Genomic DNA, 16,639 nt, shown 5'->3' with positions numbered 1-16,639 from the left:
TAAACTCAACTTAACATTATTATTATAAAAAAATCCAACTCTACGTATTGTAAAGTTGGATTACTTGTTAGTTTAAAATTGTAACTTTAACTGTTCTTCTGCCCCAGCTACTTGATGAACCTTTATCTGGCATTAAAACATCAATTCTATGCCCCTTAATAGCTCCACCAGTATCGGCTGCAATTGCTACTCCATAACCTTCAACATTTACAGTCTTACCTAATGGAATAACACTTGGATCTACAGCAATTAATTTCATTCCTGGGTTTGCAGTTAGATTATAACCTTTACCACCTGGTCCCCATGCAGAAAATACTTGTTGACCTGGCGCATAACCATTTTCTCCTGGATCAGCTGTATAAGCTGTAGCTTCTACATAAATTTCTTTCCCACCAGCAGTTGGCTTAGAAGATGGTTCAGGTTGTGCAGGTTTTGTAGGTTCTACCTTCGAATTATTATTAGCAACTGGTTCAGCTGGTTTATTAGCTTTTTCCTGCTTTTGCTTTTCAGCAATTTCCGCTTGTGCTTTCGCTAAAGCTTCTTGCTCTGCTTTTGCAGCCGCTTCTGCTTTTGCACGCTCTTCCGCTGCGATTCTTGCTGCTTCTTGTTCACGAGCAATCGTTTCTTGTACTGCCTTCATATTTGATTCAATTTTAGCTTTCTCTTCCGCTGCTAAATTAAGTTGGCTTGCAACTTCATTATATTTAGCTTGAACTGTTTGCAAGTTATCTTGACGTTTTTTCAGGTTATCTTGCAGTTCAGCTTGCGCTTTTGCTAATTTTTGTTTATCTACTACTAAAGATGCTTCTTTTTCGTCAATTGTTTTCTTGTCCTCTTCAATTTGACGAAGATCTTGTTCTTGTAGACGTAAAATTTCTTTATCAGCTTCTAGAATAGTAGAAACTGCGTTCATACGTTGTAAGAAGTCTGCAAAGTTTTTTGACTCTACTACAACTTCTACTACTAAACTTGTATTTGAACTGTTCTGAACAGAAACCATACGTTTTCTCATAATATCTTTACGAGCAAGGACTTTATCCTCTAAAACGATAATTTCTTCCTTTTTTTGTTCAATCTGCTTATGTGTTTCATCAATTTTACGTTGAATAGCAGCTTGATCCTCTTTATTTTTTGCAATTGTATTATTTAAATTATGTAGTTCGTTTTCGATACCTTTAATTTCTTTACTAACAGCTTGCTTCTCTTGCTCTTTCTTTTGCATTTCTGCATCGTTTTGTTGCAATTGCTGTTGCATGTTGTTAAGTTTCTCGTCGTTTGACTCTGCTTTAACAGCGACTGTACTAGAAAGACCGATAATTCCTGCTAATACTAGACAGCTGATTCGCTTAAAATAGTTCATAATCCGACTCCCTTCTTATACAGTTATACATGATTTATTTTACAGTTTGTTTACAAAACGATTAAATACAGTTTATTTTTCGTGACGAAAAAAAGAGAATTATGAATAAAATGTAATAGATTCTTAAATATTTAACAATTCCTATATTTAAAAAATACAAAAGATGCTAAAATCCAAATATAGAGAAAATATAACTTTCGAAGGCGGTTGAAATAAATACATGTTTACTCAAAAAAAATCACTCCAACATACAATTGCTCAATTAGAAGAGCGTATACAAGAATTAGAATTAGAATTAAAACAAAAAGATATTGAAAAGCAAGAGACTATTTCTACTATCCACGATCGTGTACAAAGCGTTGTCCAAGAGCATCAACTTGTAAATAACCAACACAATACACTTCAAAGCTTAGTTCAACAATTAAGTTCATGTTTCGAAAATGTTTCAACACGTACGACACATTCCAATGAGTTAAATAATGAAATGTTACAAAAGGAACAAAGCTTAATTCAGTCTATTGCAGAAATTATTGACTGCTCTAATGAAGGAAAAGAATCCGTTCACCGCTTACTTATTGTAATTAATAAATTAGGTGAACAATCTCAACGCACGTCTAATAGTATGAATCATCTAAGCGAACGCTCAAAGGAAATCGAGCAAATTGTAGAAGTCATTCAAAACATTGCAGCACAAACAAATTTACTTGCTTTAAATGCGAGTATTGAAGCCGCGCGTGCTGGAGAGCATGGTAAGGGATTCGCTGTCGTTGCCAATGAAGTAAGAAAACTAGCGGAAAGTACAGCAGAAAGTACAAAAAACATCGGCAACTTAACGAAAAAAATTCAGGAAGAAATTGAAAAAGCATATGATAACACAAAAGATAATTTACATTTAGTTGATGAAGGTGTAGAAATGAGCGCCGATACAAATGCTAGAATTGAAAATATTTTAGTTATGATTCAAACGTTACAAAATGGTGCTACAAATGTTATTAAGGCTATCGAAAACCAAAAGTCTTGTAATGATGACATATTACGAGAATTCGCTAACACGCAACAAATGTTCCAAAAATTAAATACTACTATTATGAATCATATTCATGATGCTGAAAAAGTCGATGTTCAATTGTCTAAAAGTCTTCAAGAAACAGTAACTTCTTAATTAAAAATAAAAATCCCTTATACTGCTATAAGGGATTTTTATTTTATTTCGAATATTTATTTCTTTTCAATATTCATCCATATCTTTGTTATAATGGAAAAGTTGTTTCTTTCAACTAATAAACAAGGAGGTTATTATGGAACAATTTTACTACGTTTTAAAATATTTAATTCTCGGTCTGTTCCAAGGACTAACAGAACCAATTCCGATTTCTTCAAGTGGTCATCTCGTTTTAGCACAACATTTGCTAGGACTAAAAATAGAAGGGTTTAGCTTCGAACTACTTGTTAATTCAGCTTCATTATTAGCTGTATTACTTATTTATAGAAATGATTTAATTCGTCTAACGAAGAATGGTCTCTCTTATATATTTACAAGAGCAGAAGACGCAAAATCAGATTTCTTCTTTATTATTTATCTTGTTATTGCAACCATTCCAGCAGGTGTTATTGGTGTTTTATTTAAAGATTACATCGATCAGTACTTAAAAGGTGTGAAGATGGTTGGGATTTCCCTTCTTATTACTGCTGTCGGCCTTTGGATTATTAGAAATTTACGCGGTCGTAAAAATGATGGCGACCTTTCTATGAAAGATGCAATCATCGTCGGATTAGCACAAGCTTGCGCACTGATTCCCGGAATAAGCCGATCTGGTGCCACAATCGTAGCAGCAATGTTACTTGGTATGAAGCAAGAAACAGCACTTCGCTTCTCATTCTTACTATACATTCCTGTTAGCTTAGGTGGCTTATTGTTAAGCATTACAGACATTGCAAATGATCCAAATCTAGACACATTATTCGTACCATATGTCGTTGCATTCATCGCAACATTTATCATGACGTATATTTCACTAAAATGGTTTATGAACATTATGGCAAAAGGAAATTTAAAATATTTCTCTTTCTATTGTATTATCGTAGGTGTACTTACTCTTATTTTCTTATAAAGTAAAACTTACAAATTGAAAGCGAGTCATCTAGTGTAATAGAATGACTCGCTTTTTTATACCTCTATTAAGTTAAAATCTATTATTTACTCATAATTTTCTGAATAGTATAATATTATTTAAGTTTACTATTACAGTAATTCTATCTTTCCTACTATTATCGTAAAAGAGGTGTTTATATGTTTATAGTTACTAAACTCATTCACATTAAGTACGAATATGAAAATGAGCTACTTTATGGGCTTAAACAATATTATCCTTCCCCTGGAACGAACGGTTGTATTAACATAGAGTTTTCACATGTTCATCGTACAAATGATAAGGCAGAATATATGATTCGTCTGTTATGGAAAACACAACAAGATTACCATACATGGCTTTCTCAAAGAGAAGGCCATGTAACTTTGAAGCACAAAATACAAGGCTATATACTTTCTTCCAAATCAAATGCTACCTATGTGCATTAACCCTTCTCTTTTTATTCCTTACGAGGGGCAAAATGATAAAGTGAAACTTTAATCAGCCCTCATCAATCGGGCTGTTCACAAATAACAAGATAAGGACCCTCTTACTTTTCATACTGTAAGAGGGCTTCTCTTATGCATACACTTTCTTCTCTTGACAATACAAACGAATAACATGTTTATTTTGTTGAAATACATCATGCGTCAGACGAATAATAATAAAGTTTCTTTTTGTTTGATCATCATGAACAAAAATCTGTTCTCCCTCCTGAAAACGCCATGCACTTTCAAAAGTCGTAATATGATCCCCACTTACAGAAAAAAGTTCATATCGCATCTCTTGTACCCTCTCTCAACTTACATAATCATAATATCCTTATATTAAATTTATTATAACTTAATTCCTATAAAATTAGTAATTATTTCTATTTCGAAAGATTTTAACTTTGTATTTAAATATTTTTAGCGCTATAATGATAAACGAATTTTCATTGAAAGGAGTTTTACTTTGACTGCATATTTATTTCCAGTAAAAACAGCATTTATTTTATTCCCCTTTTTAGCAATGTTTCTTTTAATCCCTTTTTTAATATTTAATTATCGAAAATACGGTTATTTAAATAAATGGCGCTCATTTATTTTATACTCATTATTACTTTACTTATTAAATGCCTATTTTCTTGTTATTTTGCCGTTACCACAAACGTTTGATACTTGTAGCCTACAACCAGCTAATACACAACACATGCAACTCTCACCATTTTATTTCATACAAGAGATTAGTAGTCATACATCGGCAGTTTTAACGAAACCAGCTACTTATTTCTACTTATTAAAAGAGTCTGCGTTTTTACAAGTTGCATTTAATGTTCTATTAACTGTTCCATTCGGTATTTACTTACGTTATTATTTCCGACGTAGTTTCTTACAAACAATTTGCATTTCCTTTTTCCTTTCACTATTTTTCGAGCTAACACAAGTGACTGGATTATACGGTATATACAATTGTGCATACCGATTATTTGATATCGATGATTTGTTTTTAAATACATTAGGTGGCGTAATTGGTTTTATCATTGCACCAATATTTACGTACTTCCTTCCGAAGACAAACGAGTTAGATAGTCATATTGATTTGGAAACGAAACCAGTCGGATTCATTCGTCGCCTTATCGCGATGCAAATTGATTGGATTTTCTTATCTATCGTCGTACCTGTCGTTAAAAACAAAGGAAATTCTTTCTTCGTTTCTAATATGCAATCTTACACGAATATGTATGAACTCATTTTCATTACGTGTTCAATCCTTATTTATTTTATTCTTATTCCATACTTTACAAATGGAAAAACAATTGGGAAAGCATTGCTTCGCATTCATCTGAAAGGAAAATCAGATCGTATTACATTAAAAGAACTATTTATTCGCTACGGTATATTTTATTTTGCGTTAGGCGGAATCAATTATATTCTTTCTAGTAGCTCTATGTTAAATCATACAGAACCTTTAGTATTACTCGTTACATTGTTATTCCTATTTATCATTAACGGCCTATTCATTATTCATGTTTTACTGCATGTATTTAGCCGTGATAAACTACTATTTTATGAACATATTAGTCATACAAGAAATGCAATTACACTAAAAAAAGCTGACAAATAATTATTTGTCAGCTTTTTTATATACATAATGTTAAAATTTAATCAGTGGGGGTCTTACTGCCCGGCAAATAGCGGGATAAATAACTTTTCTGCATAAGGATTAAAAAACATTCCAAGTTCATCTAGAGACTTCCTCGCCTGTAAAAACGAATGAAACTCTGGATATATATCTTGTAATTGCTCATACGATAATGTATGCATTTTCCCCCAATGCGGACGCCCTTCATACTTCAGAAAAATTTTTTCCACTTCGCCAAAGTAAGCAGCATATTTCATACCTTTATACATATGAACAGCGATATACGCTGAATCTCTTCCATAGGCTGGACTAAGCCATATATCATCACCTTTCACATAGCGGCATTCGATCGGGAAGTGCACCTTATACTTTTTCTTTTCAATAAGATTTGAGATTTCTTCTACAACCGTCCTCATATACTTTGAAGGAATGCTATACTCCATTTCATAAAATGGTACCGTACGTGATGTAGCAAATACTTCATAGCTCGGGCCAATTATTTTTGTGTTTGGTACAGCTTTAGCTGATAATCGACTCACGCCTTTACTTATAGAAGGAAACCATTTACACCCTTTAGATAGTAAAGAGAACATCCTATTTTCAAGTAACTCCACCTTTAATTTATGCCATTTCAAATCACTGCCTGTATTCGTTGTTTCGTTCGTAAGTTTTACTTGTACTTCATCAGAATAAGGAAAAACGAAAAATTCAAAATGACGATGCTTCTTATATTCTTCTAGTTTGTTCATTACAGTGGATAATGACTGTTTTTCACTTTCATAAACGAGTGAATACGCTGGAATAACCTTTAATTTTATCTTTACAATGATACCTAACATTCCAAGTGACAACTGAAACGCTCTCCAATATTCTACGTTCTCAGTTTCCGAACAAACTATACTCTCACCATTAGATAAAACTGCCGTAATCTCTATAACTTGTGTTGATAAACTCCCAAAGGTAATACCCGTTCCATGAGTCCCCGTACTAATCGCTCCTGCAATAGATTGTGAATCAATATCCCCTAAATTTTCTTGCGCATAGCCTTTTTCCTCAAGTAACTTCCCTAAATCATATAACTTTGTTCCTGCCCACACTTCAGCGACCATCTTCTCTTCATCAATATTCACAATGCCCTTCAATTCATCTAAAGAAACTAAAACTTCTTCGGTTTGCACAAGGGGTGTAAACGAGTGTCCTGAACCAACAACACGAATTTTCCGCCCCTTTTTTCGTGCAAGCCCCACAACTTCTACTACATCTTGTATACTTTCTGGATACATCGTATAATGCGGCGTTCCTTCTACATTCCCTGTCCAATTCCTCCACTTTTGTCCCTTTATAGAAAGCATTGGCCATCCCCCCGATATGTTGAATACTCCCCAACAATCTCTCCTTTTTTAACACGATACAAAAAAGGAAAGCGCTCACATAATTCACCAGCCTTACTATGACGAAACAAAATGGACTCTCCTATATCCACTCGTTCCTCGCCGCTATAAAAAATTGGCGTTTGTACCTCGCCAGCACCTTCTAAAGCTAATAGTTTTGCACCCTTCGGTCTCCAAACTTCAGGCTCTTTATCTTTTCCAACTGCTCCTGAAGCAATATATCCACCACCTAGGCAAGTGTAAATAAACGGGACTGGTTTACGCACAACTGGTAAAGCAAATCCGACCGCTGGATGAAATTTCACCTCTTTATAATAATCAAACAGCTTCGGAGAATAAAAAGCAGAACCTATTGTAATCTCTGAAACTGAATTATCTTTCTCAGTTGTTTTTATGCTTCCTGTTCCACCTCCATTTACAAACCTTAGCTCAATACCAAGTTTTTGTATTGCTTTTACAATATGTTCTCTTCTTTCTTTCACTTCTAGCACTGATTTCTGCTTTAAATACGAAATCACTTTACTTTTCAGCCATTGATTCGGTATATGGTCTCCCACCCCAGCAATTTGAGCTTCATAACCCATCACACCATCTAACATTAAATATGATGACCTTCTCACCTTTTCTACTACTTTCAACGCATCCTGCACATTTTTTACTGGGGATCTTTGTACACCAAAATGAAATTGAAAGAAACGACTACTCATATCAATATCCAAACAAACACGAAAACATCCTTTAGATTTCTCAGCAATTTTTTCTAAATACACAATATGCTCTTCACAATCCACCATACAAGTTATAATGAAACCTTTCTTTGTTAGCAAACTAATTTCACACAAAGCTCTTTCATCATAAGCAGGATATCCGAGCAATAAATCATTAAATCCTTGTTCTATTAAAAATAAAACCTCTCTAGGTGAAAAGCACATAATACCTTGAAATCGATCATTTGCAGCTAAAATCTTTTGCATAATCGGAACAGAACGTAACGATTTACTCGCTATACGAATCTTCTTATTTCCACTTAACTCTATAATCGATTGAATATTTCTATCTAAAGCCACTTCATCCAAAAATGCACACGGTAATGGAACTTCTTTAAAAATTCCTCGATCCACATTTTTCTCTCCTCTTTTCAATATGTCTTATACATATTGGAAAGAAAGTATGATTTTCCTGTTTGCAAATAAAAAAAGTTTCTTCTTTACGAAGAAACTTTTTGAAACTACTTCATAGAAATAGTCGCCTCTACTGGATAATGATCAGAGTAATCATTATACGTATATTTTTGGAACCATGATGTAACAGTCCATTGTGGAGATTTCGGCTGTAACACCTTATTCTCTATATACGATGGGTTCGCATGGTCTTTGCTTGCAATAATATAATCTAAATATTCGGCAGGACTATCAGGGAAATTATATTTTGCAATACTGTTTGTCGTTGCATCCCAAGTCGCTGTATATCCAGTATAAGATGGTACAGAAGCGTTCAATGTTTTAAACATAGATGCATACTCTGAATCATTATTGTTCTCTGCATTTATCTTATTTACGTTCATATCACCACCAATTAACACATACTCATTATTTGGTATATTTTTATTTTTAATAAAATCTTGAATTTCTTTTAATTGGTTCGTACGTACAGATGCTGGTGAAGTTTTTCCGCACATACTATCTTCAGCCTGCAAATGCGTCCCAATCACGTGAACGAAACGATCATTTTTCTTAATTTTCGTGTATACAAATCCTTTATTCGATAAATTATCTGGCCCGCATCCTTTTGCAAATACATATTGAATCTTTTCAGCGATTGGCCATTTGCTCACAATCGCAACGCCACCATCTTCAGGAGTTGAAGATGAATAGTTTCCTAACGTTTTATCCCATTCACTTCCACTACTACGACCTAATACTGCTGTTTGATTTGGATATTCTTTCTTCAAATTCCCTAATAAACGATCTGAAGCGCTATTATCAAACACTTCATTTAATATAACTACATCTTGATTCTTTATATAATCTGCCGCCCCGATTAAATCAGCACGCTCAGTTTGTCCCCAGTTCGGATATAAGTTTGTTGATAGCATATATACATTATGCGTCATCACTTTTAATGTATCATTTTGATTTGTAGACACTTCTGCTTGAGCTGACGTTCCGCTATATAAAGCTCCTAAACCAACACCTAAGCTAAGTACACCTTTTAGCAATTTACCTTTCACGTTTCATACCTCCATGTATTGTATAGTGATAAAAAGGCCAAATACTCTATTCTGAGATTTGACCTTTTTTAAATACTTAACGATTTCCGTACGTATCAAACCAAAGCTGAATATATCCAGCAGTAACACGTTGTGCATCCATTAAACGCTTACCTGTCATTGGTGTAACTTCAGCGCGCCATTTATCTGCATATTCTTGTGATACAGCAGCTCTCACGAACCAATCTTTCGTATTATCATTTACAATGCCAGCGTAATCTTGTTTCGCAACTACTGCCGCTCCATGAATCCAATCTTCTGGATTCGTACCTTTCCAGTTCCAATATCCATTTCCATCCGTTACTTTATAATTATCTTTTATCGTATCTACAAAGTTTTCATATTTAGAATGGAATCCTTGTGGATACGATAGATTCGTAAAGTTTGCCGCATGCATCGGTTGGTTTACATCCCCTAAATAATGAAGAGATAATCCTAAATAGAAGAACGCTTGTTTCATATCTTTATTTTTATAAGACTCACCAGCTAATTTAAAATATTTAGCTCCTGTTTCCTTTGCCTGCTTTGCATATGGAATATAAGTTTTCCCATTGTCAGGGTCATAGAAATGTGAAGCAAATGTGCTATTATCATAATAAGGATTTTCATAGTCAGCAGCATAAATACCGTTCTCTAACTCAGTACGCCATTCATTTAATAGTGCAACTCGATCTTGTTTTACAAGTGTTGTATTACGAGACATAATATCAATTGCACGGTTTACAATCCATAAATGAGAATTCACGCCTTCTTTATGTTTATCTTCAGCAGACCAGCGCGGAATAACTCCAAATCTCTGTCCCCCATCATTTTCATGAGCAAATGCAACACTTTGTAATGGAGCAACTAATGTAATAGCTGCCGCTAAAGCAAGTACTTTCTTTTTCATATAAAATCCTCCATTTTATAATTGAATTATTGTAAACATTTTGTTAGGATCCTATGATGTCATCCGGTTAACCTATGACTAGAATATCCCACCTTTCATGAAATTTCTATCAATAAATTAAAATATGCAAATGTTCATATCATTATAACTTTATACACAGTGAATATAATGAATGAATACACTTTCATTTTAATAAACTATTATTAAGGCTTGTCTAAACTAATGTAAAAAAAAAGTAAAGCATCTGAATGCTTTACTCTTTTTTTCTATTCGATAATATACTTGGCAATTGTACATTAACTGCTAACTTATGAATAAATCCAAACACTAGTCCAATCCCAATAAATATGTATAAGATTGTAAATATCTTTCCGAAATCAGTTTGCGGACTAAAATTCCCATCACCGACAGTCGTCAACGTGACCACACTAAAATATAAAGCGTCAATAGGACGTAATCCTTCAACTGTACTATAAAAAATCGTACCCGATATTAAAGTCAAAATTGTTAATACAAATAATACTTGAAATTCTTTATCTTTCCACGCTCGTAAACAGGCTCTTAACATTCGCTTTAAAGTTAACAAAAATGAAAGCATTAGATTCTCCCTTCCAAACAAAAATACATTGAGTCAAAGGAAAGTCTATCACCTTTCAGTATAGAAAAAAAGTAGCCCTCTTCTATTTCTAGAAAAGGGCTACTCTATTCGATTCTATCTTATTTAGGTGAAACAAGAATTTTCACTTGTGTTTTATCTTTTACAAGTGCTTCAAATCCTTCTTCAACAACTTGATCCACTGTAATTTTTTTCGTAATTAATTTCTCTGCTTGAATTTGACCGGAGCTAATCAATTTAATAACAGCTGGGAAGATGTGACGGTATCCTAAAATACCAATAACTTCTTTTTCTTTTAATACTAAGTTATTTGGAGTAATTGTTGCGTCTTTTTCCCATACACTAACAATTACAGTTTGTCCTTCAAAGCTTGTACTTTCAATCGCTTGACGTAGTACAACTTCAACACCTGTTACTTCAAAGCTAACATTTACACCTAACCCATTTGTTAAGTTACGAATTTCAGCTAACACATCTTGAGTTGCTGGATTTAATACATAATCCGCACCTGCTAATTTCGCTAACTCTTGACGTTCTTTAGAAAGTTCAACTGCAATAACAGGAGTTGCTCCTGCTGCTTTAGCTGCTTGGATAACAAGAAGTCCAATTGGACCGCAACCAAATACCGCTACAGCTTCCCCTTCTTTTAATTTACTTTGACGTACTGCATGAACTGCTACTGCTGCTGGTTCTACAAGCGCACCTTGTTCATACGTCATTTCATCTGGAATGTGATGAACCATATCTTCTGGTACTACTGTATATTCAGAGAAACCGCCGCCTTCTCCGCCAAGACCGTGGAAAACAAGTTGTTCACAAACATTGTAATGTCCATGTTTACAAGCTTCACATTTACCACAAGAATAAATTGGCTCTACAACAACGCGGTCTCCCACTTTATGAGATGTAACGCCTTCACCAATCTCTATTACCTCACCACTAAACTCATGACCTAAAATAACAGGTGCTTTCACATGTGTTAATGGATGTTCTTCTGTTGGAATAAAAATAGGCCCTGCTAAATATTCATGCAAGTCTGTCCCACAAATACCACACCATTTAACTTTGATTTTCACTGTTCCTGGTTTTACTGTTGGTTCTGGTACTTCTTCTACTCGTACATCACGTTGATTATGCCAAAGTAGTGCTTTCATTTTATACATCCCTCTCTATGTATATACTTAACCTGGTGAAGTTTACAATTCTATTATAATACTTCTATCCATATATTTCAAAAAAACAATCACATCCCCACTAATTTTTTACAAATAACGTTCAATATTTTGTCACTTTGTACTTTTTTCCACATCTGTTAATTCAATTTCATTGCAGGTGAAATTAGCATTGTGCCATAATAGCATAGGAGAGGTGAATATCGCTTGAAATATTTTATTTACTTTATCGTTATCGTGGCATTTTTAGATACATTTTCACAATTACCTATTATGAGTACTTTCGCTCAAAGCCTTGGAGGAACTCCTCTTATTATCGGGCTAGTTGTCGGTATGTACTCATTCGCTAATATGATCGGTAATATTATTGCTGGAGCCGCTGTCGATAAATTTGGTGCAAAAAAAATCCTTTATATAAGCATGGGAATTACGAGTTTCATAGTCTTGTTATACACCGGTGTTCAAAGTGGTGAACAACTATTAGTTGTGCGCTTTATGCATGGATTTAGTGATGGCTTTTTAATTCCTGCTGCCTTTACATTTTTATCAAAACAAACAAATGCAAAAAGACAAGGAAAAGCAATGGCTCTATCTGGTGCTGCTGTTGGAACAGCCGCAATCGTAGGACCTGCTTTCAGCGGTATTATGAAAGCAACAGCTGGCGTAGAGTGGGTCTTCATTACTATTTCTATTTTAATGGCTCTTGGTACGATCGTATCTCTATTCTTCTTACCAAATAACGTATCAAGAAAAGATACATCAAGAACGCAAATGATGAACAAAGAAGATATGGTTGAACTTTTAAAATCAGAACCGTTATTACAAGCATATATTGGTGCTTTCACATTAATGTTTTCACAAGGAATTGTCACTTATATGTTACCAGTAAAAGTTGAGGCATTAGCGCTTAAAGCATCTACAACAGGCATGATGTTAAGTGTATTTGGTATAACTGCTATCCTCTTCTTCTTGCTTCCAACAAATCGTATTTATGATCGATTTAATCGTTCGAAACTAATGCTAATCGGAATTGCAGTTATGGCATTCGCATTATCTTTACTCGGATTATTTGCTACAAAAGGTATGCTCTTTATCGTAATGATGATTTATGGAATTGGATTCGCAATCCTCTTTCCGTCTATTAACGCTTTACTCGTTGAAAATACTACAGACGATAATCGCGGAAAGGCATTCGGATTATTTTATGCCTTCTTCTCATTAGGAGTTGTTGCTGGCTCCTTTACAGTCGGCGCAATCGGAGCATCACCTAGCGTCAGCTTCATTATCGGGACAGCATTTTTATTAACATTTGCTGGGATGATTTATGTAAGAAGCAAAGTAAAAAAGACAATGATGGGATAATCCATCGTTGTCTTTTTTTTAATGCATATTGATATAACCCGTAATATAATGGAAGCGTTGGAATAATGCCAATTAATTTAAATATAAAAGGTAACGGCTCATCTCCCTCTTCATATAAACGAAAAACAAAAACTGTAGTTAAAGTCCAAATGACGCTAAACAAGAAGATACATTTCCAAACAATTGAGGTTAATATTTGTATATCAAATACAAAGCCAAAGAGCCCTATCGAATAGAACTCTTTTTGCCCAATATATTACTTTTGTGTATAACCAAATAACAATGTAAATAAATTGAGCCGTAAAGGCAATAATACATCTCTTCTTTTAAACAGAAAGTTTATAAATACTGACGATACTTCGACAATTTCCTCGGAAATATTTCCTTTCCCCACATAATTTGATACAGTACACATGAATAAACACTTGTATTACATAAAGTGAAACTTTAATCAGTGGGGGTTTTGTTCCTCCCCACTGATTATTAGTTGAACCAATCGGGCTTTTACGGGCAGTTGATCTCACAACTCACTTCTTTACTTCCACTGAATTTTGAGGTGGGGATCTTACTGACCGTTAATGCGGGATAAACTAAAATAATAACTTACTGTACAAATTAAAAAGCACACTCTTCATATGAAGAATGTGCTTTTATGTTATTAACGTTTAATCCAAACAGCGCCTGCCGATTTATCTTCTGCCTGTCCAACAACTTGGAATTTAAGTCCAAGGTTTGGAACTTTTCTTCCTGCGTCTGCAATTTGCTTGTTACTATATACTTTTGAATCATCAAAAGTTGTAACACCTTGTAATCCAGAATAGTTAAACTGACCACGTGTTAATGAATTTACACTCCATGCTGGTGTTTTATCAAATGAAAATGCAGCATCTGCAATTTGCATGCCCGTATTACCGTATGCTGGTTTCCCGTTTAAATTACCAACTAGCGCTTCTGGATGAGAGTCAACAACACCAAGGAATCCTTCGCCTGGATGCATCCCAACCCAGTTATCTTTAAAGCTATCATCTGCATACCAAACGACAAGACCTGTATTATACACTGGACCTTTTCCTGCTTTTAAACCATTATCTGATCCCGCATAATTTCTCCACTCTAAGTAGTAATAATGAGCTTTCTTCTCTGTCCCATCAGAAACAACAAAACCATTTAAATTCATTTTAGACTGTCCTTCTGCATCATCAGAAAATACAACTTGTCCATCAACAGTTACATTTACATTGTCCATCGCAAAACCTTTATATGTTACAGCCGGATCTGTAATATAGTCGAATTGTAGTTTCACTTTTTTGCCTTTAAATTGACTTAAATCATATGATTTATCAATCCATTTCCCATCTGTTGTATCTTTATCTCCTTGGACTACTTTTTCCCCAAGTCTATCAATTAATGTTTTCGTTCCATCTTCTGTTACTGCATGTACTTCGACGAAATCGCACTCTGCTTCTAACTCATAATTTGCTTTATAATCGAATTTTGCATTTGTTCCCTTTGTTAAATCAAAGAATGGTGTCTCTAACGTTGTATGCATATCATCGCCTCTTGTACTATAATATGCATGCTTTCCAAACTCCGGTTTAATCGTTTCAACACTTTTACCTGGTAAGTTAACACGTACAACGCCTGGACGATTTGATTTCGTAACACTTTGATCAATATAGGTAGGAACTCCCACACCACTCTTAATTTTATCGTAATCTACTTCTAATATTTTTGCCCAGTTGCCACCCATATTCTTTTGTAAGAAGTCTTTATTTTGTGGTGAAAAACTAGTCGGCTCTGTTCCTGCGATTTTCCCTGTCCAACTACCTCCACTCATTAATGACCAAGCTTCGACTGGTGAACCATTTCCAGTATATTTCGTGTCATATTCATCTGGTAATCCAAGATCATGTCCAAATTCATGTGCAAACACACCTACAGCTCCATCTTCTGGTTCAATTGTGTAATCATGTGCTGCTACTTTACCACCAAAGTAATCTACCTTTGATTTCGTACCTTCAATCGCTACTGGATCTACTGCTAATTTTGAACGATGTGACCAGATCGCATCATCACCTAATTTACCGCCACCAGCTTCTTGACCAACACCAGCATGGATTACCATTAAATGATCAATTACACCGTCAGGTTCATTTTGATTCCCGTCCCCGTTTGTATCATATCTATCAAATTGATCAAACTGGGATAAATCTAGTCCTTTCTCAGCAGCTGCATGCAAAGCTTCTTTCACTAAATCACGTGCACCCTTTGGACCTTTATTATCGTGACCACTGCTACCATCAGCTCCATAATCAGATGCTTTTCCTGGAACAGTTAGCCACTCCGTTACATATCCATCTGTCGTATAACTACCACCAGACTGCTCTTCATAGTATTGTTTAAACGTTTTTACTTTTGAACCATCAAATAAAGTATACGGCTCATTACCGAACAACATCTTTTGATAATGTTCTCTACTAAAGTCTTTCGAATACATATAACCTGGTGTTTGATCAATATTATTATGTTTATAATCACTAAATTCAACGAGTAACACTAATACTTTATCCGATCGAACAGATCCCTTATATGGAGCTTGCTTTGCTTTTGAAGTTGGAACTTGCCCATTCAATTGCTTTTTATTTGGTTCTGGCTTTTGCTCAAGGCTAACATTTTTTTCAGCCTTTTTTACATTTTCCTTTTCTTCCATCTTTTTCTCTTTTACTTTTTTTGTGAAATCAGATGTTTCTTGTGAGTGAGCATCTGGAAGAATTTCTTTATTCGCCTGATCTCCTTGTTTCTTTTCAATATATTGCTCAACAGCTTTTTTCGTCTCTTCTTTAGAAGATGCTGGATTAATTGTTCCTCTTTCTTTCAGAGCTTCCGCTAAACGATCTTCTTGAATTAAATTGTAATCAATTGGTGTTGTAGATACACTATCTTTCTCTTTTGCTACCGTTTCTGCATATGCTAACGGAGCACTCATTACAGATGTACATCCGATAATTGCCGCAATTGCTAATGATGACAACACTTTAAATGGTGCTTTTCTTCTCATTCCATTTCTCCCCTTTATAAAACTTAAAATTCAGATAAATCGGTGCATTTTTGTCCAAATCTCTGTTTACTACCCTCCCTATATAAAAAGACATAATTCTATAAACATTAAGCTTTTTGTTATAGAATCATGCCCTCCAGTTTTCTGGTCAGACCCTCTATCTTTTTATCCCTTGGTTCAATTAATAATCAGTGGGGGGATGAACAAAGCCCCCACTGATTAAAGTTTCACTTTATGTCGAAATATTAAAAATAAAGAGTTATGTGATA

The 16,639-nt window shown here is 34.6% G+C and carries 14 protein-coding genes and 1 pseudogene; 5 read left to right on the top strand and 10 right to left on the bottom strand.

Annotation, left to right across the window (positions count from 1 at the left end):
* Positions 1–67: 67 nt before the first annotated feature.
* Entirely contained in the window at positions 68–1,360 is a 1,293-nt protein-coding gene (locus tag ACTFRM_RS27110; protein WP_001105777.1) for a 3D domain-containing protein, read from the bottom strand.
* 220 nt (positions 1,361–1,580) lie between these two features.
* On the opposite strand from ACTFRM_RS27110, the gene ACTFRM_RS27105 reads away from it, so the two are divergent.
* The 3 genes from ACTFRM_RS27105 (at position 1,581) to ACTFRM_RS27095 (ending at position 3,938) form a co-directional block, all read left to right on the top strand.
* The gene (locus ACTFRM_RS27105; protein WP_000495037.1) at positions 1,581–2,522 is read left to right on the top strand and encodes a methyl-accepting chemotaxis protein; all 942 of its coding nucleotides are present in this window, start codon (positions 1,581–1,583) and stop codon (positions 2,520–2,522) included.
* 136 nt (positions 2,523–2,658) lie between these two features.
* Positions 2,659–3,471, top strand: coding sequence for an undecaprenyl-diphosphate phosphatase (locus tag ACTFRM_RS27100; protein ID WP_000434794.1), 813 nt, complete (start codon positions 2,659–2,661; stop codon positions 3,469–3,471).
* Positions 3,472–3,650: 179 nt separating this feature from the next.
* Positions 3,651–3,938 carry a hypothetical protein gene (locus tag ACTFRM_RS27095; protein WP_000471238.1) on the top strand — a complete coding sequence of 96 codons (288 nt, stop codon included), beginning with the start codon at positions 3,651–3,653 and terminating at the stop codon, positions 3,936–3,938.
* Between the two features lie 130 nt (positions 3,939–4,068).
* Here the strand turns inward: ACTFRM_RS27095 and ACTFRM_RS27090 are convergent, their stop codons facing one another.
* Positions 4,069–4,272: a hypothetical protein gene (locus ACTFRM_RS27090; RefSeq protein ID WP_001268332.1), complete on the bottom strand. Its 204-nt coding sequence runs from the start codon at positions 4,270–4,272 to the stop codon at positions 4,069–4,071.
* Positions 4,273–4,443: 171 nt separating this feature from the next.
* On the opposite strand from ACTFRM_RS27090, the gene ACTFRM_RS27085 reads away from it, so the two are divergent.
* A complete protein-coding gene (locus tag ACTFRM_RS27085; RefSeq protein WP_000128025.1) occupies positions 4,444–5,595 on the top strand; it encodes a VanZ family protein in 1,152 nt (383 codons plus the stop codon).
* Positions 5,596–5,648: 53 nt separating this feature from the next.
* Here the strand turns inward: ACTFRM_RS27085 and ACTFRM_RS27080 are convergent, their stop codons facing one another.
* The 6 genes from ACTFRM_RS27080 to bdhA all read right to left on the bottom strand — a co-directional run bounded on the left by ACTFRM_RS27080 (position 5,649) and on the right by bdhA (position 11,932).
* Positions 5,649–6,965, bottom strand: a complete 1,317-nt coding sequence (locus ACTFRM_RS27080) for a D-arabinono-1,4-lactone oxidase (RefSeq protein WP_000948959.1) — start codon at positions 6,963–6,965, stop codon at positions 5,649–5,651.
* A complete protein-coding gene (locus ACTFRM_RS27075; RefSeq protein WP_000373754.1) occupies positions 6,953–8,125 on the bottom strand; it encodes an amino acid deaminase/aldolase in 1,173 nt (390 codons plus the stop codon). Before ACTFRM_RS27075 ends, ACTFRM_RS27080 begins: the two co-directional genes overlap by 13 nt.
* A gap of 107 nt (positions 8,126–8,232) precedes the next feature.
* Entirely contained in the window at positions 8,233–9,234 is a 1,002-nt protein-coding gene (gene sph / locus ACTFRM_RS27070) for a sphingomyelinase C (RefSeq protein WP_000676804.1), read from the bottom strand.
* Positions 9,235–9,310: 76 nt separating this feature from the next.
* Positions 9,311–10,162, bottom strand: a complete 852-nt coding sequence (cerA, locus tag ACTFRM_RS27065) for a phospholipase CerA (RefSeq protein WP_000730997.1) — start codon at positions 10,160–10,162, stop codon at positions 9,311–9,313.
* A 253-nt stretch (positions 10,163–10,415) separates the two neighbouring features.
* Positions 10,416–10,760 carry a potassium channel family protein gene (locus tag ACTFRM_RS27060; protein WP_000948210.1) on the bottom strand — a complete coding sequence of 115 codons (345 nt, stop codon included), beginning with the start codon at positions 10,758–10,760 and terminating at the stop codon, positions 10,416–10,418.
* A gap of 119 nt (positions 10,761–10,879) precedes the next feature.
* A complete protein-coding gene (gene bdhA / locus ACTFRM_RS27055; RefSeq protein ID WP_000645827.1) occupies positions 10,880–11,932 on the bottom strand; it encodes a (R,R)-butanediol dehydrogenase in 1,053 nt (350 codons plus the stop codon).
* A 225-nt stretch (positions 11,933–12,157) separates the two neighbouring features.
* On the opposite strand from bdhA, the gene ACTFRM_RS27050 reads away from it, so the two are divergent.
* A complete protein-coding gene (locus ACTFRM_RS27050) occupies positions 12,158–13,312 on the top strand; it encodes an MFS transporter (protein WP_173600766.1) in 1,155 nt (384 codons plus the stop codon).
* Here the strand turns inward: ACTFRM_RS27050 and ACTFRM_RS27045 are convergent.
* Together ACTFRM_RS27045 and inhA2 are read right to left on the bottom strand one after the other, a co-directional pair.
* A pseudogene (locus ACTFRM_RS27045) lies at positions 13,233–13,541 on the bottom strand (hypothetical protein); the annotation flags it as partial. The gene ACTFRM_RS27050 and the pseudogene ACTFRM_RS27045 sit on opposite strands and share 80 nt — an antisense overlap.
* 429 nt (positions 13,542–13,970) lie before the next feature.
* Positions 13,971–16,370 carry a M6 family metalloprotease immune inhibitor InhA2 gene (gene inhA2, locus ACTFRM_RS27040; protein WP_001252985.1) on the bottom strand — a complete coding sequence of 800 codons (2,400 nt, stop codon included), beginning with the start codon at positions 16,368–16,370 and terminating at the stop codon, positions 13,971–13,973.
* Positions 16,371–16,639 lie beyond the last annotated feature (269 nt).

Source organism: Bacillus cereus group sp. MYBK227-1, from assembly GCF_051916325.1.
GTDB lineage: Bacteria > Bacillota > Bacilli > Bacillales > Bacillaceae_G > Bacillus_A > Bacillus_A cereus.
Note: the sequence above shows the minus strand (reverse complement) of the source record. Positions and strands in the feature narration are given on the sequence as shown.

What these genes read in the sequence shown, in the direction of transcription:
- ACTFRM_RS27110 (WP_001105777.1), bottom strand. Translation starts at nt 1,360, where the DNA reads ATGAACTATTTTAAGCGAATCAGCTGTCTAGTATTAGCAGGAATTATC.
- ACTFRM_RS27105 (WP_000495037.1), top strand. Translation starts at nt 1,581, where the DNA reads ATGTTTACTCAAAAAAAATCACTCCAACATACAATTGCTCAATTAGAA.
- ACTFRM_RS27100 (WP_000434794.1), top strand. Translation starts at nt 2,659, where the DNA reads ATGGAACAATTTTACTACGTTTTAAAATATTTAATTCTCGGTCTGTTC.
- ACTFRM_RS27095 (WP_000471238.1), top strand. Translation starts at nt 3,651, where the DNA reads ATGTTTATAGTTACTAAACTCATTCACATTAAGTACGAATATGAAAAT.
- ACTFRM_RS27090 (WP_001268332.1), bottom strand. Translation starts at nt 4,272, where the DNA reads ATGCGATATGAACTTTTTTCTGTAAGTGGGGATCATATTACGACTTTT.
- ACTFRM_RS27080 (WP_000948959.1), bottom strand. Translation starts at nt 6,965, where the DNA reads ATGCTTTCTATAAAGGGACAAAAGTGGAGGAATTGGACAGGGAATGTA.
- cerA (WP_000730997.1), bottom strand. Translation starts at nt 10,162, where the DNA reads ATGAAAAAGAAAGTACTTGCTTTAGCGGCAGCTATTACATTAGTTGCT.
- ACTFRM_RS27060 (WP_000948210.1), bottom strand. Translation starts at nt 10,760, where the DNA reads ATGCTTTCATTTTTGTTAACTTTAAAGCGAATGTTAAGAGCCTGTTTA.
- bdhA (WP_000645827.1), bottom strand. Translation starts at nt 11,932, where the DNA reads ATGAAAGCACTACTTTGGCATAATCAACGTGATGTACGAGTAGAAGAA.
- inhA2 (WP_001252985.1), bottom strand. Translation starts at nt 16,370, where the DNA reads ATGAGAAGAAAAGCACCATTTAAAGTGTTGTCATCATTAGCAATTGCG.